The sequence below is a fragment of the Nocardia sp. NPDC024068 genome (genome assembly GCF_040638875.1).
In the GTDB taxonomy this organism is placed as follows: Bacteria; Actinomycetota; Actinomycetes; order Mycobacteriales; family Mycobacteriaceae; genus Nocardia.
This window is the reverse complement of the sequence record NZ_JBEZYU010000034.1, coordinates 1-20,765: the sequence shown is the minus strand read 5'-3', so window position 1 is coordinate 20,765 and position 20,765 is coordinate 1. Positions and strand designations below refer to the sequence as shown.

At 68.5% G+C, this 20,765-nt stretch carries 16 protein-coding genes; 4 read left to right on the top strand and 12 right to left on the bottom strand.

The window, feature by feature from the left end; genetic code table 11:
* Positions 1-5: 5 nt before the first annotated feature.
* Together kstD and AB0F41_RS22150 are read left to right on the top strand one after the other, a co-directional pair.
* A complete protein-coding gene (kstD, locus tag AB0F41_RS22155; protein ID WP_357426674.1) occupies positions 6-1,694 on the top strand; it encodes a 3-oxosteroid 1-dehydrogenase in 1,689 nt (562 codons plus the stop codon).
* A 21-nt stretch (positions 1,695-1,715) separates the two neighbouring features.
* Complete coding sequence (locus AB0F41_RS22150; protein WP_357426672.1) at positions 1,716-2,579, top strand: MaoC/PaaZ C-terminal domain-containing protein; 864 nt, start codon at positions 1,716-1,718, stop codon at positions 2,577-2,579.
* A 79-nt stretch (positions 2,580-2,658) separates the two neighbouring features.
* On the opposite strand, the gene AB0F41_RS22145 is transcribed toward AB0F41_RS22150, so the two are convergent.
* The 12 genes from AB0F41_RS22145 to AB0F41_RS22090 all read right to left on the bottom strand — a co-directional run bounded on the left by AB0F41_RS22145 (position 2,659) and on the right by AB0F41_RS22090 (position 17,037).
* A complete protein-coding gene (locus tag AB0F41_RS22145; RefSeq protein ID WP_357426670.1) occupies positions 2,659-4,539 on the bottom strand; it encodes a cutinase family protein in 1,881 nt (626 codons plus the stop codon).
* A gap of 836 nt (positions 4,540-5,375) precedes the next feature.
* Positions 5,376-5,864 carry a hypothetical protein gene (locus tag AB0F41_RS22140; RefSeq protein WP_357426668.1) on the bottom strand — a complete coding sequence of 163 codons (489 nt, stop codon included), beginning with the start codon at positions 5,862-5,864 and terminating at the stop codon, positions 5,376-5,378.
* Positions 5,861-7,135 (bottom strand): DUF58 domain-containing protein, encoded by a 1,275-nt coding sequence (locus AB0F41_RS22135; protein WP_357426666.1) that lies wholly within the window; start codon positions 7,133-7,135, stop codon positions 5,861-5,863. The genes AB0F41_RS22140 and AB0F41_RS22135 overlap by 4 nt, the downstream gene beginning before the upstream one ends.
* Positions 7,132-8,094 (bottom strand): MoxR family ATPase, encoded by a 963-nt coding sequence (locus AB0F41_RS22130; RefSeq protein WP_357426664.1) that lies wholly within the window; start codon positions 8,092-8,094, stop codon positions 7,132-7,134. Before AB0F41_RS22130 ends, AB0F41_RS22135 begins: the two co-directional genes overlap by 4 nt.
* A 28-nt stretch (positions 8,095-8,122) precedes the next feature.
* The gene (locus AB0F41_RS22125; RefSeq protein WP_357426662.1) at positions 8,123-8,617 is read right to left on the bottom strand and encodes a hypothetical protein; all 495 of its coding nucleotides are present in this window, start codon (positions 8,615-8,617) and stop codon (positions 8,123-8,125) included.
* Positions 8,614-9,645, bottom strand: a complete 1,032-nt coding sequence (locus AB0F41_RS22120) for a DUF4129 domain-containing protein (protein WP_357426660.1) — start codon at positions 9,643-9,645, stop codon at positions 8,614-8,616. The genes AB0F41_RS22125 and AB0F41_RS22120 overlap by 4 nt, the downstream gene beginning before the upstream one ends.
* Positions 9,646-9,969: 324 nt before the next feature.
* Positions 9,970-11,160: a lipid-transfer protein gene (locus AB0F41_RS22115; protein ID WP_357426658.1), complete on the bottom strand. Its 1,191-nt coding sequence runs from the start codon at positions 11,158-11,160 to the stop codon at positions 9,970-9,972.
* A gap of 46 nt (positions 11,161-11,206) precedes the next feature.
* A complete protein-coding gene (locus tag AB0F41_RS22110; RefSeq protein ID WP_357426656.1) occupies positions 11,207-11,632 on the bottom strand; it encodes a MaoC family dehydratase in 426 nt (141 codons plus the stop codon).
* A complete protein-coding gene (locus AB0F41_RS22105) occupies positions 11,629-12,516 on the bottom strand; it encodes an OB-fold domain-containing protein (RefSeq protein WP_357426746.1) in 888 nt (295 codons plus the stop codon). The genes AB0F41_RS22110 and AB0F41_RS22105 overlap by 4 nt, the downstream gene beginning before the upstream one ends.
* Before the next feature lie 101 nt (positions 12,517-12,617).
* The gene (locus AB0F41_RS22100; protein WP_357426654.1) at positions 12,618-13,787 is read right to left on the bottom strand and encodes an acyl-CoA dehydrogenase family protein; all 1,170 of its coding nucleotides are present in this window, start codon (positions 13,785-13,787) and stop codon (positions 12,618-12,620) included.
* A complete protein-coding gene (locus AB0F41_RS22095) occupies positions 13,772-14,836 on the bottom strand; it encodes an acyl-CoA dehydrogenase family protein (protein ID WP_357426652.1) in 1,065 nt (354 codons plus the stop codon). The genes AB0F41_RS22100 and AB0F41_RS22095 overlap by 16 nt, the downstream gene beginning before the upstream one ends.
* A gap of 26 nt (positions 14,837-14,862) precedes the next feature.
* Positions 14,863-17,037, bottom strand: coding sequence for an acyl-CoA dehydrogenase (locus AB0F41_RS22090; protein ID WP_357426650.1), 2,175 nt, complete (start codon positions 17,035-17,037; stop codon positions 14,863-14,865).
* Between the two features lie 133 nt (positions 17,038-17,170).
* Here AB0F41_RS22090 and kstR point away from each other — a divergent pair, with 133 nt between their 5' ends.
* Together kstR and otsB are read left to right on the top strand one after the other, a co-directional pair.
* The gene (kstR, locus tag AB0F41_RS22085; protein ID WP_357426648.1) at positions 17,171-17,812 is read left to right on the top strand and encodes a cholesterol catabolism transcriptional regulator KstR; all 642 of its coding nucleotides are present in this window, start codon (positions 17,171-17,173) and stop codon (positions 17,810-17,812) included.
* 102 nt (positions 17,813-17,914) lie between these two features.
* Positions 17,915-20,467 (top strand): trehalose-phosphatase, encoded by a 2,553-nt coding sequence (gene otsB, locus AB0F41_RS22080; RefSeq protein WP_357426646.1) that lies wholly within the window; start codon positions 17,915-17,917, stop codon positions 20,465-20,467.
* Positions 20,468-20,765: the final 298 nt, after the last annotated feature.

The following is a 20,765-nucleotide window of genomic DNA, read 5'->3' as shown; positions in this document are numbered from 1 at the left end:
ATAACGTGTTCTACATGAACGATCGGGAATACGATGTGGTGGTGGTCGGCAGCGGCGCCGCCGGGATGACCGCCGCCCTCACCGCCGCGCACAACGGGCTGAGTGTGGTGCTCCTGGAGAAGGCGCCGTACTACGGTGGATCGACCGCACGCTCGGGCGGCGGGGTGTGGATCCCCGGCAACAAGGCCCTGCGCGATTCGGGCGGTCCCGACGACCGCGAGGAAGCGCGCCGGTACCTGCACAGCATCATCGGCGATGTGGTCCCCGCCGAACGGATCGATACCTACATCGACCGGGGCGCGGAAGCGATGGACTTCGTCCTCGCGCACTCGCCGCTGAAGATGGAATGGGTCAAGGGCTACTCCGACTACTACCCGGAGGCCCCCGGCGGGCGCGCGGGCGGACGGTCCTGCGAACCGAAACCGTTCAACGCCAAAATCCTCGGCGAGGAGCGGTTCAACATCCATCCGCCCTACTCCAAGGCCCCGCTGAACGTAGCGGTCACCCAGGCCGATTTCGTCCGGCTGAACCTGATCCGCCGGCACCCGAAGGGGGTGCTGCGGGCGCTGCGGGTCGGGGTGCGCACCTACTGGGCCAAGTTCACCAACAAGCACCTGATGGTGATGGGCCAGGCGGTGATCGCCGGGATGCGCAAGGGCCTCATGGACGCGAACGTCCCGCTGCTGCTCGACACCCCGATGACGAAACTCGTCGTCCAGGACGGCAAGATCACCGGCGTCGAGGCCACCCACAAGGGTGAAACCGTCACCTTCACCGCCCGCCACGGCGTGATCCTGGGCAGCGGCGGGTTCGAGCACAACGCCGAGATGCGGGCCAAATACCAGCGCGAGCCGATCACCACTGAGTGGACCACCGGCGCCGCCACCAACACCGGTGATGGCATCGTCGCGGGTATGGACGCGGGCGCCGCTATCGGCTTCATGGAAGACGCCTGGTGGGGTCCGACCATCTTCAAGGGCGGTAAGCCCTGGTTCGCGCTGTCCGAGCGCAACCTGCCCGGCTCGATCATGATCAACACCCGGGGCGAGCGGTTCGGCAACGAATCCGCCCCGTACGTCGAGGCCGTGCACACCATGTACGGCGGCGAGTACGGACAGGGCGAGGGCCCGGGCGAGAACATCCCCACCTGGCTCGTCTTCGATCAGCGCTACCGCAACCGGTACATGTTCGCCAGCCTCCAGCCGGGCCTGAAGTTCCCGTCGCGCTGGATGGAGAACGACCTCATCGTCAAGGCCGCGACCCTGGACGAACTGGCCGAGAAGATCGGTGTCCCCGCCGATAAGCTCGCCGCCACCGTCGAGCGCTTCAACGGGTTCGCCGAAACCGGCAAGGACGCGGACTACGGCCGCGGCGACAGCCAGTACGACCGGTACTACGGCGACCCGACCGTCAAACCGAACCCGTGCCTCGCGTCGCTGGTCCAAGGCCCGTTCTACGCGGCCAAGATGGTGCCCGGCGACCTCGGTACCAAGGGCGGCCTGGTCGCCGATACCGCCGCGCGGGTACTGCGCGAGGACGGCACCCCGATCGAGGGCCTGTACGCGTCCGGAAACGTGTCGACCCCGGTGATGGGCCACACCTACGCGGGCCCCGGCGCCACCATCGGACCCGCGATCGCCTTCGGCTACCTCGCGGTCCACGACATCATCGACCGCAAGAAGACCGCGGCCTGAGCCGATCCGAGGAGACCTCGTATGCCGATCGATCCGAACGTCGCTCTGGGAGCGGAACTCCCGAGCAAGGAATTCTCCTGGACCGCCTCCGATGTCCAGCTCTACCACCTGGGTATCGGCGCGGGCCACCGCTGGACCGACCCCGCCGAACTGCGCTACCTCGACGACCGGGAACCGCAGGTACTGCCCACCTTCGCCACGGTCGCGCACACCCTGCGCGATACCGATCCGCCGAAGGTGAAATTCCCCGGTGTCGATATCGACCTGGCGAAGGTGGTGCACGGTTCCCAGGAGGTGCAGGTACACCGGCCCCTGCCCGCCGCCGGTAAGGCGACCCGCACCGGCCGGATCAGCGAACTGTGGGACAAGGGCTCCAATGCGGTGATCGTGCAGGAGTTCACCGTCACCGGTTCCGACGGCGAACCGCTGTGGACCGAGAGGTCCTCGATCTTCGCCCGCGGCGAGGGCGGGTTCGGCGGTGAGCGCGGTCCGAGCAGCAAAGCCGATCTCCCCGAACGAGATCCGGATTTCGATGTCACCACCGCGACCCTGCCGCAGCAGGCCCTGCTCTACCGCCTCTGCGGCGATCGCAACCCGCTGCATTCGGATCCGGAGTTCGCGCAGGGCGCGGGTTTCCCGGCGCCGATCCTGCACGGACTGTGCACCTACGGGATCGTCTGCAAAACCGCCACCGATACGGTGCTGGATTCCCTGGCCGGCAAGGTGACCGGGTTCAAGGCGCGGTTCGCCGGGGTGCTCTACCCCGGGGAGACGTTGCGGTCGCAGATCTGGCGGGAACCGGGCCGGCTGACCATCAGCGCGACAGCCGTGGAACGCGAGAACGCACCCGTGCTCGGAGACGTGGTACTCACCTACACCGGGTGATACGGGCGAGGGCAGCGGTCACGCCGGTGGCGCTCATCGCGTTCCGGCTATCGCTGCGCACCCGATGCCGCGCGGTTGATCACCGCCGGTAATCGGGCTTGCTCATCGATGGGCCGGTGCCCGCCCCGCGATCCGGGCGTAATGGGTTGCTGTCACACCGTTTCCGATGGGTGCCCGGCGCGGTGGTCCGGGGGCGCTGCCGCCGATCGTTCGCGGACGGCTCGTCCCGAGGATCGGGCTTCGCCACCACCGCCGGGACCCGGACCCGGCGAATCCGATCGGCCCAGCGGATCGCGCAGGCCGCGCCGGCCGAGACGACGATCAGCACGAGCAACGGCACCAGGTAGCCGGCCGGCCTCGGCAACGACCGGGCCGAGGTGGTCTCGCGGACTTCACCTGTCGCCGGACGCGGACCGTCCGCAACCTGCCGCGCCGGATCTCCGGGAGTTCCGGTCGTCGGAGGCGGCACCGGGGCCGGCGCGACCGGCGGACCGGCGCCGGGCGCCGGCGCGGCGAGCGGCGGGGCAGGTCGGGGGGCGGGTATCCGGTGGATCGCCAGATCCGTGGCCACCGCCGTGAACCAGCCCAGGATCAGCCCGGTCGCCGAGCGCCCGTCGGAGGTGAATACGGCGTTCGGGTAGTCGACGTGGCGACGCACGGTATCGGCGTAGCGCAGCCACTGCGCGGGATCGAGGAGTTCGGCATTGTCCGCGCTCAGGGCCCCGAGGGAGTCGAAGGTCTTCGATACGAGGTTGAACACCGTCCGCTGCGGCACGGGGCGCCCGACCGCGGTGACCAGTGCGTCGGCGGTGCGCCGCAAGCCGGTCAGCGGATCGGGGGCGGTGGCGATTCCGGCGACCTCGGCGGGAGTCAGCGCGACACCGACGATCGCGAGCAGCGTATTGAGCGCACTGGTTCCCAATTTGAACAGCGCCTGCCGGGCCTCCGGCTCACCACTGGACCGGGGATCGGCGGCCTCGGCCAGCCGGACGCTGAGCGGTTTCTCCGGAGTCAACGACAGCGTTCCGAGGGAGTAGCCGCTCAGGTCGTGATTGACGACGCTGGTCGCGGTGCGGGAGAGCGTCGCCGAGAAGGCATCCGAAATCGAGGTGAGCGCGGCGAGCGGATCCGACGGTACGAGTTCGGCCTGCCCCAGGATGTTGACGATCATATGCAGCAGCGGCACGTCCGGCGGGGCGTCGCAGGCGAGGTCACCGGGCAGGCACAGTGAGGCCACCCGGCCGGTGAGGGCGCCGAAATCCGCGGCGATATCACTCAGCGGACCGATTCCGCCACCGGGCATCGCGCGCTGGGAGAATCCGGGGACGGTTCCCAGTTCCGCACCCGTGGTCCCGGGCGCCGGGTCGGGCCGGTCGCGACCCGGTAGGCCCGGCAGGATCGGGGCGCCCGGCGCGCGGGTGGGGTCGGCGAGCAGGGCCACCGCCGCGACGCGATCCGCCGGAACGGCCGAACCGCCCGTGCCCACTTCACGCGCGAACATGGAGACGACGTGCGCGCCCTGTGAGTACCCGATCAGACCGAGCTGGGTGCGGGGGCAGCGGTCGAGGACCTCGGTCGCCATATCTCGCAGCTGCCCCAATCCCTCTGCCGCCGAAGCGGAATAGGGCACCAGCGCACCCGGCAGGGCGCCGCCGAATGCCGCGGGGTAGGGCACATAGGCTCGCCCCACCCGCTGGCCGATCGCCTTGGTCAATGGGTCCATAACCGTCGCCAGCAACCCCGTGACCGCGGTGCCGGTAGCGGATGCGGCCGATGATTCGCCGGTCCCCTCCACGCCGAGCACGAACAGGCTGTGGCATTCGCCGGAGGCCGGGCCGGACGAAGGATCTTCCTGGGCGGTCGCGATCGCCGGCGTGGCGGCAACCGTCGATACGGACAGAGCCGACAGCACGACGATCCCGCACAACAGTCGATTTCCCAGCGTGCGGGCACACTTCATCCGGACCTCCGAACAGAACGCCGCACGCAAATACCGGCGGCGACCGATGACGTGTTCTCCTGCGGTCGGCGTTACGGAATCAGGAGCCCGATCACGAAATCCAGGGCCGCGCCGACAATCTGCCCGACGGTGCTGATGAGCATGCGTTTACTCCTCACCCACAGGGAATTCGCCGACGCGAGAATCGGTCGCCGACCATTTCGGAAAAGAAGCTACGACACCTACCCGCCTCGCCATCGAGGCGCAAGCCGTGCGAGGCGGGTAAGGCCATAGTTGAACTACCGAGAAAAGAGCACTTGCCCCCGGCGGGGGTCACGAGCTACCTCGGGTGGAGAACAAGAGCTCAGAGCAGGATGCCGATCAGGCCGGTGAGCAGACCGCCGACGGACGCGAGCAGATCGGTAAGGAACATTTTTCGCCTCTTTCTATCGGTTCCGATGAATCGCCCGGACGTATGCCCGGGCCACGTGATCGCGTACCTCCACGAAGCGGAACAGCCTGTGACAGCGCCGATCATGCCGCGCGTAACAGCTGAACAATGAAGCCGGGGAGGAGCAATCACCAACTATTCGGTGCCGGTTCAGGGTTGGATGGCCCAATTCCGGAAGTTTGTTTAGCAGCCGCATATTTGGACGAGTTGTCCGATGAGGCCCGCGAAAACTCAGTCTCCCTGAGGATTTCATGCGCTCCGGCCGAGGCCGACTGTGGGCCTGCGGGTTCGGGACGATCTTCCGGTCCGCTGCGGTCGGATCCGCTCCGGCGCGCCGGAACTCGTCACATTTCGTGACCTTCCCGCGATCGCCTCCCGTACCGCGCACGGGCGGGTGGCGGGCGGCTCAGTCCGCGGAGCCGCCCTCCGGCAGTGTCGATCCCGCACCCGGTGTCTTCGCGGGCGACGGGCGGCGACGGGTCGCGGTGATGCTGTAGGTGAGAATCGAGGACAGCAGGATCACCAGCACCGGCGCCACCACCGGCGCCCAGGGCAACTGGAAGGGCAGCAGGGCCGCGCCGCAGGCCGCGAGGGTCCACAGAATGGCGCCCAGCACCGAGGGCAGGGTCGTCGGAACCACACCGCGCGGAGCCGTGACGGTCGCGATGTTCAGCAGATAGGTCGTGGCGACCAGCCCGGCCGCGGCCGAGGCGACCAGTTCGGTATCCGACAGGCCCAGCACACCGATCACCAGCAGTACCGCGGCCACCGCCGACCAGCGCCACCACCAGCCGACCACCACCAACACGATCGCGACCGGGGCGGCCCACGGCTGGATCAACGCCACCAGCAGCACCAGCAGTGTCCCGGAGAGATGGGCGAGGAATGCGATCATCGCCGCACCCGGATCATCCGGCGGTGCTGCGGCAGCAGCCGCATCGTCTGGTCCAGCCGGGTATCGGCGGCCCAGGGCACGATATCGACACCGACCGTGCTCATATCCCGGTACATCGACGTCCGTTCCAGCTGCCACATCTTTTCCATGGTGGGATCCAGATCCTGACTGAACGGGCTCCCGCGCAGCACGTCCACGGCCACCACCACATGCCCGCGTTTGCGCAGATCGATCAGGGCGAGAGCGAACTGGGTGTCGAGCAGGGTGGTGAAGGCGACGATGATCGCGCCCAGCGGGACGGCGGCATACGGGGCGAGGGTGCCGGTGGTGGGGATGTACTCGTCGCCGACGTCGAGCACGGTGTCGACGATCCGGTAGAACTGGCGCCGGCCGATATCGGGGCGCAACCAGCGCGGCTGCTGTCCCAGGCACACCACCGCCGTCCGGTCACCGGCCTGCAGGGTGGACTGCACCACCTGCGCGGCACCGCGCACCGAGAGTTCCAGTGCGTCGCTGGCCGGGCCGGGCGCCTGCTGCGAGGTGTCGACCAGGACCACCACATCCGCCGACCGGTTGGTCAGGCGTTCGGTGACGTACAGGCGGCCGCGGCGGGCGCTCACCGGCCAGTTCACGATCCGCAGCTGGTCGCCGGGGGCGTAGGCGCGGATATCGGCGTACTCCACACCCGGACCGTGCCGGCGGGTGAGATGCACGCCGAGGCGTTCCGGAAGTTCGGTGCGGGGCAGGCGCATCCGCTGCGGGTCGGTGATCGGGTAGACGTAGATCTCCCCGGCCGGCAGGGTCGCGGTGGCCAGCGCCATACCGGCCGGGCTCAGTGCTTTGACCCGCACCGAAATCGGATAGCGCCCCCACCGCGGCGCCGAAACGGCCAACCGCAGCCCCGCCGGCGACGCACCGGAATCCACCGCTTCCTCGACCGTGACCGTCATTCCGTCGGCCACCACCGGTTTACAGCGCAGCAGCGCGTGGCCCTGATCCACGAACGCGGCGATCGCGACGGTCACCTGCTCGTTTTCGAAACAGCGCTGAGTGCCCGCGCCGTCCACCTGGATCCGGGTGCGCGACACCTGCCAGGGCGCGCTGGCCAGTACACCGAGCATGGGCGCCGCGAACACCACCAGCTGCCAGCTGCCCGAGATCACCGCGCCGAGCAGCGCGACCGCCGAGGCGATGGCGAGCAGGTACGACAGTGGGGCGGGACGCCAGCGCAATCGCGCCTCCACCGTGGCACTGGCGTCGCGGTGTCTCATTGGGTGGCGGCGCGCGGTACCGGGAGGCGGCGCAGGAGTTCGCCGATCACATCCTCGCCGCGAATCCGGCGCACCCACATCTCGGGGCGGAGGGTGATCCGGTGCGCCATCGCGGGGACCGCCAGGGCCTTCACATCTTCGGGCACTACATAGTCGCGGCCGTTCAGCAACGCCCGGGCCCGCGCCATCTGCACCAGATCCAGTTCCGACCGCGGGCTCGCGCCCACCTCCACCTGGGCGTGCGCGCGAGTGGCGCTCGCCAGCGCGACCACATAACCGACCACATCGGGGTGCACCGAGACGAATTCCACGGCGTGCCGCATCTCCAGCAGGCCCTTGGCATCGATCACCTGATTCACCCGCGGCTGCACCGAGCCCCGTTCCAGCCGCCGCCGGATCATCTCGGTCTCGTCGAGTTCGGACAGGTAGCCCAGCCGCAGCTGGATGGCGAAGCGGTCCAGCTGCGCTTCCGGCAGCGGATAGGTGCCTTCGTATTCGATGGGGTTGTCGGTGGCGAGTACGACGAACGGCTGCGGCAGCGGGAAGGTCTCGCCGTCGATGCTCACCTGGCCTTCCGCCATCGCCTCGAGCAGCGCCGCCTGCGTTTTGGGCGGGGTCCGGTTCACCTCGTCGGCCAGCAGCATATGGGTGAACACCGGGCCGCGGCGGAAAGTGAAACGCCCGGTGGACATATCGTAGATCGTGGAGCCGAGCAGATCCGCCGGCAGCAGGTCGGGAGTGAACTGCACCCGGGTGAAATCCAGTCCGAGCGCGGCCGCGAAGGACCGTGCTATCAGTGTTTTACCCAGTCCCGGCAGATCCTCGATGAGCACATGCCCGCCGGACAGGATCGCGATCATGATGAGCTGTAGCTCTTCGCGTTTACCGACGACGACCCGGGAAACCTCCCGGAGCACGGCTTCGGTGCGTTGGACGGTCGCGTCCAAGGGCATCGTCATGTCATCTCTCGCAATGCGTCGACCCGTTTCACATTCTCTGAAGGCGGCTCAGGATCTCGTCCAGAGCCGCGCGACCCGGCGCGGGCGTGTTCTGGTCACGCAACGCCGAGTCGGCGGGATCCACCCAGCGCCACAGTTCGGCACCGAACAAGTGGATCCCGGCGTTTTCCATCGCCCGCCGGTTCTTGCTGACCCGCAGACCGGCCGACAGCTGGAATTCCTTGGCCAGCAGCGGGCGCAGATGCCGATCCCAGTCGGCACGGCTGCCGTCGGCGCGGTCGACGAGCATCTCGGCACGGGCATACCAGTGGCGCAGCATCTCGGCGGGCCCGTTCTCCATCTCGTCGGCCGGTTCCTTTTCCCGCTTCTCGGGGCGCAACAGCACCCAGACGAAGCAGCACAGCGCGAACGCCACCGGCACGCCCGCGGCCACCAGCATGAAATCGCGGGCCCGCAGGTAGGCCGCCACCTCGAACAGGGCGACGCCGATGATCGCGGTCACGACGATCCATGGTCTGGTCACAGCGACCCCGTCCGGCTCGCGACCCCGCCGAGCGGGAGGTCGGGTGGGTAGCCGCCCTGATCGGCGACGACCGCGGGTACCGCCGGAGCCGCCACCCCCTGCAGGTCGGCGAGCACCACCCGGAGAAGTTGTTCGGCCCGCATCCGCTGCCACGCCATCATCGAGTGCGGACTGAACCGCGCCTCCTCGAACAGCGCGACCAGTTCCCGCGCCGAGGTGTCGCGCAGGGCCCCGTGTTCGAAGGCGCGGGCCAGCACCTCCATCGGGGTATCGGACGCCCTGGGTGCCACCCCGCTCGCCTTGATCAACCCGCGCTCCATCGCGACATAGCAGGCGATGATGGCGGTCCGCGGGTCCTGCCCGGGCGCGTTCATCGCGGCCAGACCCATTTCGGCGGCTTTCACCAGCGAATCGGTTTCGCGGGCGAGCCGTTCCCCGGCGGCGGCCTCGTCGTCGTCGGGTTCGGCGGCCCGTTCACGTCTGGTGGTATTGACGGTCACCACCGCCAGACCGGTCACCGCGACCGCGACCAGCGTGCCGGCGGCGGCGGTCGCGAGGATCATCCCGGTGCCGGTGAGCACCGGCTGATCCTCGTCGGTCCCGGGCGGGACGGCGGTGCGCGGATCGGCCGGCTGCCCGCTCGCCGGGGGCGGCGGGACCTCTTCCACTGTGCGCTGGAAACCGATGAAGTAGATCGCGAAGAAGATCGTCGCGAGGACTCCGGAGACGGCCAGGATGAACAGCGCGACGAGTCCCAGCCGGCCCAGCCGCCATGTCTGCGCGGCTTCTTCCAGATCGGGCATGGCCAGCGGTAACCGGTGCTGACTGGCGATCACCCCGGCGAGCAGCACCACGATGGAGACGGTGAGCAGGACGGGCATCAGAGCGACGGTGAGCGCCGCGGGGGCACCGCCGTCGTCCGGATTCTCCGATACTCCGGGAATGTTTCCGCGCAGCGCGACGACAGCGCAGAACAACAGCGCGAACACCGCCACTATGCGCGCGATCAGCGCCCGCGACCCGGCCAACCCGATACCTCGAACCTGCGTACTGCTAGAACAGCCACATATTTACATGCCGGACGGCCGGTCCGGGAGTGAATCGACAATATGAAATGCCAAGTTTTCCACCTTTACCAGCCCCTTGCCGGCAAACCTGCTGTCCATGACGGAATCAACAGTCATATCTTGTTCCCCCCTGTGAAATCTCACAACCCCCGGCGGGGATCTTCGGCCGAAGATCCGTTCGCGCCATCGAGAACTCTGCCGCGCCCGGGGACAACACCCGCGCCGCCGCGATCGCGGCGGCGCGGGTGTTCGCCGAAACATTCCGCCCGCGGGCGGGAATTCGGCTCAGCCCGCGTCGGCGCTGAGCACCAGCCCCGACGTCGGCACCCCGGTACCGGCCGTGACCAGTACGTTCTCCACATTCTCGAGCTGATTCACCGAGGAACCGCGCAACTGGCGCACGCCCTCGGCGATACCGTTCATACCGTGGATATAGGCCTCGCCGAGCTGGCCACCGTGCGTGTTGATCGGTAGTTTTCCGCCGATTTCGATGGCACCGTCGGCAATGAAATCCTTCGCCTCGCCGCGCGGGCAGAATCCCAATTCCTCGAGCTGCATGAGGACGAACGGGGTGAAGTGGTCGTACAGAACTGCAGTTTGCATATCCTCGGGCCGCAAACCGCTCTGCGCCCACAACTGGTCGCCGACAAGGCCCATTTCCGGCAGCCCGGTCAGCCCGTCCCGGTAGTAGCTGGTCATCACATATTGATCGGCCCCGCTGCCCTGCGCGGCGGCGGTGATCACGGCCGCGGGGTTGGGCAGATCCCGGGCCCGTTCCACGCTCGTCACCACAATGGCGACACCGCCGTCGGATTCCTGGCAGCAGTCGAGCAGATGTAGCGGTTCGGCGATCCAGCGCGAGGCCTGGTGATCGTCCAGGGTGATCGGTTTGTTGTAGAAGAAGGCGTTCGGGTTCACCGCGGCGTGTTTGCGATCGGCGACCGCGACCCGCCCGAAGTCCGAGCTCGTCGCGCCGTACACGTGCATATACCGCCGGGCCACCATCGCGACCTGCGCGGCGGGTGTGCCCAGGCCGTGCGGATACGACCAGCCCGCGTCGATTCCAGAGGAGGTGGGCGCGGCCGCCAGCGAGCTGGAGAACTGCCCGAAACGCGATACCGATCGCTCGTTGAACGCCCGGTAGGCCACCACCACATCGGCCACTCCGGTGGCCACCGCCATGGCGGCCTGCTGCACGGTGGCGCAGGCGGCGCCACCGCCGTAGCCGATATGGCTGAAGAACTTCAGCTGCGGGATCCCGACCGCCCGCGCGACCGCGACCTGCAGATTCGTATCCATCGTGAAGGTGGTCAGGCCGTCGACATCGGCCGGGGTGAGCCCGGCGTCGGCGAGTGCCGCGCTCACCGCCTCGGCGGCCAGCCGCAGTTCGCTGCGGCCGGATTCCTTGGAGAAGTCGGTGGCGCCGATACCCGCGATGGCGGCCCGGCCGGACAGGGGATGTTGCGGAGTGGTCATACGAACCTCATTTCGCGGGCTGGACAGGACTCGGCGTCGGCACCGCTCACGCCCCGCCTCCGGCACCCGGGATGGTCGCGACCACCGTCGCGACGATGTGATCGCCCAGGCTGTCTTTGCCGACGACCTCCAGACGGACATCCGCACCGTCGAGTTCGACGACTTTTCCGGTCAGGGTCAGGGTGTCGTAGGCGTACAGCGGCACCCCGAGCCGCAGGGAGATCGACTTCACCACGGTGGCCGGACCCGACCAGTCGGTGACGAAACGCTGCACCAGCCCGGTATCGGTCAGGATGTTGACGAAGATGTCCTTGGATCCGCGCTCGATCGCCTTGTCCCGGTCGTGGTGCACATCCTGGAAATCCCGGGTGGCCAGCGCCGTGCTGATGACGAAGGTCGGGTCGGCGTGGATGGACAGTTCGGGCAGTTCGGTCCCGACGGTGACCGCGGCCGGATCGAATGTGGCGGTCATGCGGTCACCTTCCAGAACGGCAGCGCCGTATCGTCGTCCAGCGTCTCGAAACCGGCCACGACCTCGAGTCCGATCTCGACCTTCTCGGGTTCGATCCCGCGCAGTTCGCCGAGCATCCGCACCCCCTCCTCCAGTTCGACGAGCGCGACCACGAAGGGCAGCTCACGACCGGGCACCTTGGGCGCGTGGTGCACGACATAACTGAAGACCGTGCCCTTACCCGAGGACACGACGTAGTCGACCGGTTCGGATTTGTCCTGCCAGATGGCCGGTACCGGCGGATGACGCAGGGTCCCGTCGGGGAGCTTCTGGATGCGCAGCTCGCCGGCTTTGGTACCGGACCAGAAGAATTCGGTGTCCTGGGAAACCAGCGGCCGCACCCGCTCCCCCGTCGCGGGTTTCGGCGGTGCCGCGGTGCCCGGAGCGAATTTCAGGATGCGGAACAGCATTTCGGTGACCAGTTCGTCACCGACGTACCAGCTGGTGCGGTAGGTCAGGAAGAATCCCTCGCCCAGACCCGTCCGTTTGGGACCGACGACAGTGTCCAGCGCGCTGGTGATACTCACCTCTTCGCCGGGGCGCACATAGCGGTGATAGATCTGCTCACAGTTGGTGCCGACCACCGAGGTGTATCCGGCGGAGTCGAGCAGCGCGTTGGTGGACTCCATGGGATCGTCGGCCGGACGCTTCCCGCCCAGCCCGAGCATGGTCCACACCTGGGCCATGGCCGGCGGGGCGACGATCCCGTCGAAACCTGCGGCCTTCGCGGCCGCTTCGTCGACGTACACCGGATTGGTGTCGCGCAGGGCCTCGACCCAGTTGTTGATCATCGGCTGGTTCACCGGATCGCGACCCCGCCGCGGGGCGCTGGCCCCGGCCGCCATGATCTTCTCGGCGGCCGCGGTGATCGCTTCCGGAGTACTGGTTTCCGGCACGGATTATCTCCTCGTTTGGATGACTCGGCACCGCGACTGGTCGCGTCGCATCAGCGCGGCACCCGTGGCAGCTTCAGGCCCGCGGACGCGACCAGTTCACGCATCACCTCGTTGACACCGCCACCGAAGGTGACCACCAGGTTCTGCTTGGTGCGCCGGTCCAGCCAGGTCAGTAGTTCCGCGGTCGCCGGATCGGCCGGGTCGCCGAAACGGCCCACGATCTCCTCGGCCAGCCGGCCCGCCTCCTGCAGCGATTCGGTGGAGAAGATCTTGGTCGCCGAGGCATCGGCGATAACCTGCGCCTGATCGATATCGGGATTCTCCGCGGTGGCCGCGACCTGCCAGTTCAGCAATTCGTTGAGGCGGGTCATGGCGTGGATCCGGCCCAGCGACCGCTGCGCCGCGGGATCGTCGAGGACACCGCGCGGACGGGCCCAGTCCCGGACCCGGTCGTAGAGCTGCTCGATCTTGCCGGACGGCCCCAGGCTCACCCGTTCGTGGTTGAGCTGAGTGGTGATGAGCCGCCAGCCCTTGTCCACTTCGCCGACCAGCATGCTCGCCGGAACGCGCACATCGTCGAAATAGGTGGCGTTGGTGTGATGGGCGCCGTCGGCGGTGATGATCGGGGTCCACGAATACCCCGGATCCTTCGTATCAACGATCAGAATGGTGATCCCGCGATGCCGCGATTCCACCGACCCGGTCCGGCAGGCCAGCCAGACGTAATCGGCCTCGTGCGCACCGGTGGTGAAGATCTTCTGGCCGTTGACCACCCAGTCGCCGGCGTCGTCGCGGACCGCGCTGGTCCGCAGCGCGGCGAGATCGGTACCGGCCTCCGGCTCGGAATACCCGATGGCGAAATGGATATCGCCGGACAGGATTCCGGGCAGGAATTTCTCCTTCTGTTCCTGCGTGCCGAACTGCTGCAGCGTCGGGCCGACGGTCAGCAGGGTCACCAGTGGCAGCGGTACGTCGGCGCGGGAGGCCTCGTTGAAGAAGATCTGTTGTTCGACGGGGCCGAAGCCCTGGCCGCCGTACTCTTTCGGCCAGCCGACGCCCAGCCAGCCGTCCCGGCCCATCCGCCGCACCACCGCGCGGTAGGCATCGCCGTGCCGGTTGACCTGCATCTCGGCGGATTCCTCCGGCGTGACGAGGTCGGCGAAGTAGGCCCGCAGATCGTCGCGGAGTTTGCGTTGTTCGCTGGTCAGATCGATGAACACCCTGCTCCCAATCGTTCGAGCCGCAGTGCGGCGCCGCCCAGCCAGCGGGCGAGGTCCTTGGACTGTGAGTAGTAGCGGTGCATGGAATGCGTGACATCCACACCGATACCGCCGTGCAGGTGATGACATTTCTGCATGGCCTGCGGAAGTTCCGCGGCCACCGTATAGGCGAGCACATTCAGATCGTCGTCGATCCGCTGCTGCCGCTGCGGGCTCGAATCCTCCTGCCCGAGAGCCCAGTTCGCGGAAAGCGCGGCGGCGTGCAGGGTGCGCGACACCACGTAGAGATCCGCGATCTGCTGGGCCACCGCCTGGAACTCGGCCAGCGGCCGATTGAATTGATGCCGGGTGCCCACATGGGTGGCGGTGAGTTTCAGGGCGCCCGCCAGCAATCCGTCGGCGACCGCGCCGATCGTGCCCAGCACCAGCCGATGCAACCGCGGTGCCATCTCGGGGAACAACCGCTCCGCCGGGACGACCACGCCGTCCAGGACCACCGAGAACTCCGCCACACCCCCGGAGACCGGCGAACCGGTCAGGGTCAGGCCCGCCGCCGATGTCTCCACCAGCGCGACCCCGGAATCGGTGGTCACCAGCAGCCACCGCGCCTGGTCGGCGCACGGCACCGCGACCTTGTGCCCGGTGATCCGCACGGTATCGCCGGACACCTCGGCCTTGGTCGCCGGTTCGGTGGTCAGCGGCGCACCGGGTTCGCTGATCGCCGCCGTGAGCACCGCGCCCTCGGCCACCGCCGGGAACACTTCCGCGGCGACCGCCTCCGGCACCGAGTCCAGCATCGGCAGGACCCCGAAGCCCAGGGTGGGCAGCGCGGGCGCGGCGACGGCATCGGTCGCCAGTTCGGTCAGCAGGACCGATACCGCGTCGATGCCCATATCGTCGCCACCGAACCGTTCCGGTAGCGCCACCGACAGCAGTCCGCTCGCCGTCAGCGCGGGCCACAGCTCCGCGTCGCGGGCCGCTTCCCGCTCCAGTAGTCCGACGACGACCTCGGCCACCGCCTCCTGGGCCTCGTCTCGGGTGAAGTCCACGTTCAGCTCTCCAGTCGTCGCACGAACTATCCGGCCGCGTCCCGGGGCAACCCCAGAATCCGCTCGGCCGCCACGGTCAGCAGGATCTGCTCGGTGCCGCCCGCGATCGACAGGCAGCGGGTGAGCAGGAACTCCGAGGTGTCTTCGGTGCTCCGGGCACCGGCCGGCCCGGCCACCTGCACCGCGAACTCGGCCACCGCCTGCCGGTGCCGCACACCCACGAGTTTGCGCACACTGCTCTGCGCGCTGGGGTCGGCCCCGGCCAGAATGCGTACCGCGGCACGCTGTTCCAGCAGCAGCCCGGCGATGGCGTCGGCGACGAAACCGCCGAGCCTGTCGTTCACCAGTTCAGAACCCCGGCCGCCGGCGGGCAGTTTCGCGATGAGCTCTTCGAGCGCCGGTCCGATCCCGTTACCGCTCATCGCGACCCGTTCCGCCGACAGCGTCGAGCGGGCGATCTTCCAGCCGTTGCCGAGCTCCCCGACCACGCATTCGTCGGGGACGAAAACCCCGTCCAGGAACACCTCGCTGAACCGCGCCTCGCCGGTGATCTGCACGAGCGGCCGGATATCGATACCGGCACTGCGCATATCCACGAGAAAGTAGCTGATGCCCTTGTGTTTCGGCGCGGCGGCATCGGTGCGGGCCAGGCAGATCGCCCAGTTGGCCTCCTTGGCCAGCGACGTCCACACCTTCTGGCCGCGCAGGATCCAGCCGCCCTCGGCCCGTTCGGCGGTGGTCCGCAGGGCAGCCAGATCCGAACCGGCCTCCGGTTCGCTGAACAGCTGGCACCAGACGACCTCGCCGCGCAGGGTCGGCCAGGCGAATCGCTCGATCTGCTCGGAGGTGCCGTGCTGCAGCAGCGTCGGCACGGCCCAGCCGCCGATGGTGAGATCCGGTACTGCCACGCCGGCCCGGCGCAGCTCCTCCGAGATCACCAGACCGGTCATCGGGTCGGCGGCCCGTCCGTAGGGCTTGGGCCAGTGCGGCATGATCATGCCCGCCTCGGCCAGCGCGTCGCGCTGTCGATCGGCCGGTAGCGCGGCGATCCGGGCCACTTCCGCGGCGAGTTCATCGGTCGCCGCGCCGGTGGTCGCCTCGCCCGCGGCCGCCGCGTCGGCGAAGACCCGGTCCGCGCCGGTGGTCCGGCGATTACCCGCCCGGGTCAGTTCGGTGACCCGGGCCCGCCAGTACGCACCACCGCCCAGCAGCTGGTTCAGCGCCACCGCGCGCCGCAGGTACAGATGCGCGTCGTGTTCCCAGGTGAACCCGATACCGCCGAGTACCTGGATACAGTCCTTGGCGGTCTCCACCGCCGCGTCCAGGCTGATCGCCGCCGCGATGGCCGTCGCGATCGGGAGTTCGGCGGCCCCGGAATCCACGGCGGCCGCCGCGTCCGCGGCCACCGAGCGGATGAGCTCGGTCCGGCACAGCATCCACGCGCAGATGTGCTTGACGGCCTGGAAGCTGCCGATCTTGCGGCCGAACTGTTCGCGGACCTTGGCGTACTCGACCGCGGTCTCCAGGCACCAGCCCGTCACGCCCGCGAGTTCGGCGACCGCCAGCGCCGCCACCAGATCCTCGACCGCGTAGTCGGGTGCGAACACCGCGTCCGGCTCCACCCGCACCCCGGCGCACCGCACCCGGGCCAGCGGAGTCGAGAGGTCGAGAGGCTCCAGCGCCTCGACCTGGACACCGGGCGTATCCGGGCCGATGAGACACCAGCGCCGGCCGTCGCCGGTCTCGACCGGCAGTAGCAGGGCGGTCCCGTCCGCCGCACCCAGAACCGATTCCCAGGTCCCGTCGAGTTTTCCCGCGCCGTCGAGCGCCGGAACCGCTGCCGCGGCGCGTTCGCCGCCGTCGGCCACTACGGTGTCCAGCGCGATACCGCACGGCTGGTCCTCGGCCAGCCGGCCCGCGGTCACCAGCCCGGCGACCGCGGTCGTCAGCACCGGCCCGCCGACCATGTCGTGGGCGGCCTGTTCGAGGAAAACAGCGAGGTCGGTCACCGATCCGCCCGCGCCGCCGGCCTCCTCGGAGACCGCGACGTGGAAGATTCCGAGTTCGCTCAGCGTTGCCCAGTAGGTCCGCCAGAAGCCGGTGGTGTCGGCCCGCATTGTTGCAATCGGTCGCGCCGCTGCTGCCCATCCGCTCATCGACTGTTGAACGGCTTTGTGCTCGTCAGTGGTGGCGATGGTCACAGTCCATACCGCCTTTCCGGCGTGACTCCCACACCTAGAACATGTTCTAATATCCCTGGTGGGCGGAAGTCAAGGCATGCGCCTGCGACACTGCTCCACGCGCTACGACACGTCACGGAAAGGACTCCACTCCATGGCAAGCCCCTCCCGTTCCCAGCCCGGCGATTCGGGTGCGGCCGCGCCCGTCACCACGCTGCGGGAGGACGAGCTGAGTTCGGCCGCACAACGGGAACGGCGCAAGCGGATCCTCGACGCCACCCTCGCGCTGGCATCCAAGGGCGGATACGACGCCGTCCAGATGCGGGCCGTCGCGGAACGCGCCGATGTCGCGGTGGGAACCCTGTACCGGTACTTCCCGTCCAAGGTTCACCTGCTGGTTTCGGCGCTGGCCCGGGAGTTCGAGCAATTCGAGGGCAAACGCAAACCGCTGGCCGGTTCGTCGGAGGAGCGCATGCATACGCTGCTCGCGCAGATCACCCGGATGATGCAGCGCGACCCGCTACTCACCGAGGCGATGACCCGGGCGTTCATGTTCGCCGACGCCTCCGCCGCCGCCGAGGTGGACCGGGTGGGCAAGGTGATGGACCGGGTGTTCGCCCGCGCCATGAACGACGGCGAACCCACCGAACGCCAGCTCGCCATCGCCCGCGTCATCAGCGATGTCTGGCTGTCGAATCTGGTGGCCTGGCTGACCCGCCGCGCCTCCGCGACCGATGTCTCCGAGCGCCTGGAACTGACCGTCGATCTACTGCTCGGCAAACGCTCCGAGGTCTAGCCGGTCGCTCACAGTTCCCGCCGAATCGGAGTAGGGCACTCGACACAGTATTGTCATGCGCGCCCCCTCTTAACGAAAACTCCGATCAATAGGTTGGATGGTGTGAGCGCACAGGATCTGCCACTGGAACTTCGCCGAGCGCTGTCGACGGTCGCTCGCGTGCCTCGGCTGCTGGTCGCATCGGACTACGACGGGACGATCGCGCCCATCGTGTCCGACCCGGCCAAGGCCTACCCGCACGGGGAGTCGGTGCGAGCCTTACGCGCACTGGCCGGCCTCTCCGGCACCACCGCGGCCGTCATATCCGGCCGCGCGCTGCGCGACCTCGCCGCCCTGTCGCGGCTACCGGTGGAAGTGCAACTGATCGGCAGCCACGGTTCCGAATTCGACGTGGGCTTCGTCCACGCCATCGACAACGACGCCCGGCAACTGCTGACCGAAGTCGTCTCGGCACTGAACACGATCGCCGACGACCACCCCGGAGCCTCCGTCGAGGCGAAACCGGCCAGCGTCGCGCTGCATGTCCGCAATGCCGCGGCCGAGGTGGGCCGACGCGCCCTGAACCTGGTCCGCCAGGGCCCCGCCTGCTGGGTAGGCGTCCAGGTCACCGAGGGTAAATCTGTTATCGAACTGGCCGTCGTACCCACCGACAAGGGTTCGGCGCTCAGCACCGTGCGCCACCAGGAGAGTGCGTCGGCGGCGGTGTTCTTCGGCGACGACGTCACCGACGAGAAGGCGTTCCGGGCGCTGACCGGACCCGATATCGGCATCAAGGTCGGCGAAGGCGACTCGCTCGCCAAATACCGCGTGCACACCACCGAGGCGGTGTCGCACGCCCTCGCGTTCCTGCTCGAGGAGCGGCGCACCTGGCTGGCCGGCGCCAGCGCACCCCGCATCGAACGGCTCACCATGCTCGCCAGCCCGCGATCGGTCGCGCTGGTCACACCCGACGCCACGGTGACCTGGCTCTGTCATCCCGAACCCGATTCCGCCGCGGTTTTCGCCCATCTGCTCGGCGGAATCGACGCCGGACACTTCTCGATCGCCCCACAGCGCCCCGGCCTCCCGCTCTCCCAGCGGTATGTCGACGGCACCATGACAGTCGAGACCCGCTGGGCGAAACTGCAGGTCACCGACTATCTTCCGCATGACGTGGATGCCGACCGCACCGAACTCACCCGAGTGATCACCGGCAGCGCCCCCGCCGAGATCACCTTCGCGCCCCGGCCGGAGTTCGGGCAGGTCCCGGTCTCCCTCGAGGTGGAACGCGACGGACTGCGCGTCTGGGGCACCAACGACCCGGTGGTGCTGCGCGCTCCCGGCGTCCAGTGGCAGATCCACAGCGACGGTGTCCACGATTCGGCCACCGCCGTGGTCGACCCCTCCGACGGCCCCATTGTGCTGGAACTGCGCTGCGGCACACACGATCTGACCCCCGCCGCGACCGGCGAGGCCGAACGCCGGCGGATCGCCGAACTGTACTGGTCGGAATGGGCGGCCGGACTCGACCTGCCGTCCCTCAAACCCGACCTGATGAAGCGCTCGGCGCTCACTCTGCGCGGCCTGGTGCACGCCCCCTCCGGGTCCATCCTGGCCGCCGCCACCACCTCGCTGCCCGAGGACATCGGCGGCGTCCGCAACTGGGACTACCGCTACTGCTGGCTGCGCGATGCCGCGCTCACCGCCAGCGCGCTGGTCTCACTGGGATCGCTCGGGGAGGCCGAACAGTACCTGGACTGGGTGCACCGGGTCCTGGAAACGCTGCCGGGCCCCGAACGCCTGCACCCGCTGTACACCATCTACGGCGAAACCCTGCCCCCGGAAGCGGTGATCGACCAGCTGCCCGGCTACGCCGGATCGCGCCCCGTCCGCGTCGGCAACGCCGCGAACATGCAGGTCCAGCTGGACGTTTTCGGCCCCATCGTCGACCTCATCACCGCCCTGGCCCACGCCCGGGAGAAGCAGGGCACCACCGACCCGCGCAAGGTCCTGCCCGACGCGGACTGGGAACTCGTGCACGCCATGGTCTCGGCGGTACAGCGCCGCTGGACCGAACCCGACCACGGCATCTGGGAGATCCGCGGCAACCCCCGCCACCACGTGTACTCGAAGGTGATGGGCTGGCTCACGGTCGACCGCGCACTCATCCTGGCCGAGAAATTCGACCGCCCGATCGACCCGGCGTGGGCCCCGCTCCGGGAAACGATCTCCGACGAGGTGAAGACGAAAGGCTGGAACGACGAGGTCCAGTCCTATACCGCCGCCTACGACGGCATCGACCTCGACGCGGCCACCCTGCACATCGGGCTCAGCGGCCTCATCGACCCCTCCGACCCGCGCTTCGCCGCGACGGTGGTGGCCACCGAGGCCGAACTCCGCAGTGGATCCACGGTCTACCGGTACCACCACGACGACGGCCTGCCCGGCGGCGAAGGCGGATTCCACCTCTGCGCGGCGTGGCTGGTGGAGGCATATCTGCTGATCGGGAAACGCTCCGACGCCGAAGCGCTGTTCGCGCAGCTGGTGGATGTGGCGGGGCCGACTGGTCTGCTGAGTGAGGAATACGACCCGGTGGCGGAGCGGTCGCTGGGGAACCATCCGCAGGCTTACAGCCATTTGGGGTTGTTGCGGTGTGCGCAGTTGCTGGGGGTTTGAGGGGACCGGCCGGGCGGGTGGAGTGAGCTGAATCCCCGAGGTGGGGGGGTGTCCTCACCCGCCGAGGCGAGAACCTGACCCCACCCGCCAAGGCGAGAACCTGACCCCACGCACCGAGGCGAGGACCTGACCTTGCTTGTATAGGTGAGGGAGCGGACCCTGCCGCGAAGGTGGGAAGGTGACCTTGCCCGCAAAGGTGCTGTGTTTTTGGCGCGCTGGCGCGCGCGGGGGTTCGGCCCCCTCGAGCGTCGCCTGTCAGCACGCGATACTCGCGCCTGCGGCGCATTGTCTCGCGTGC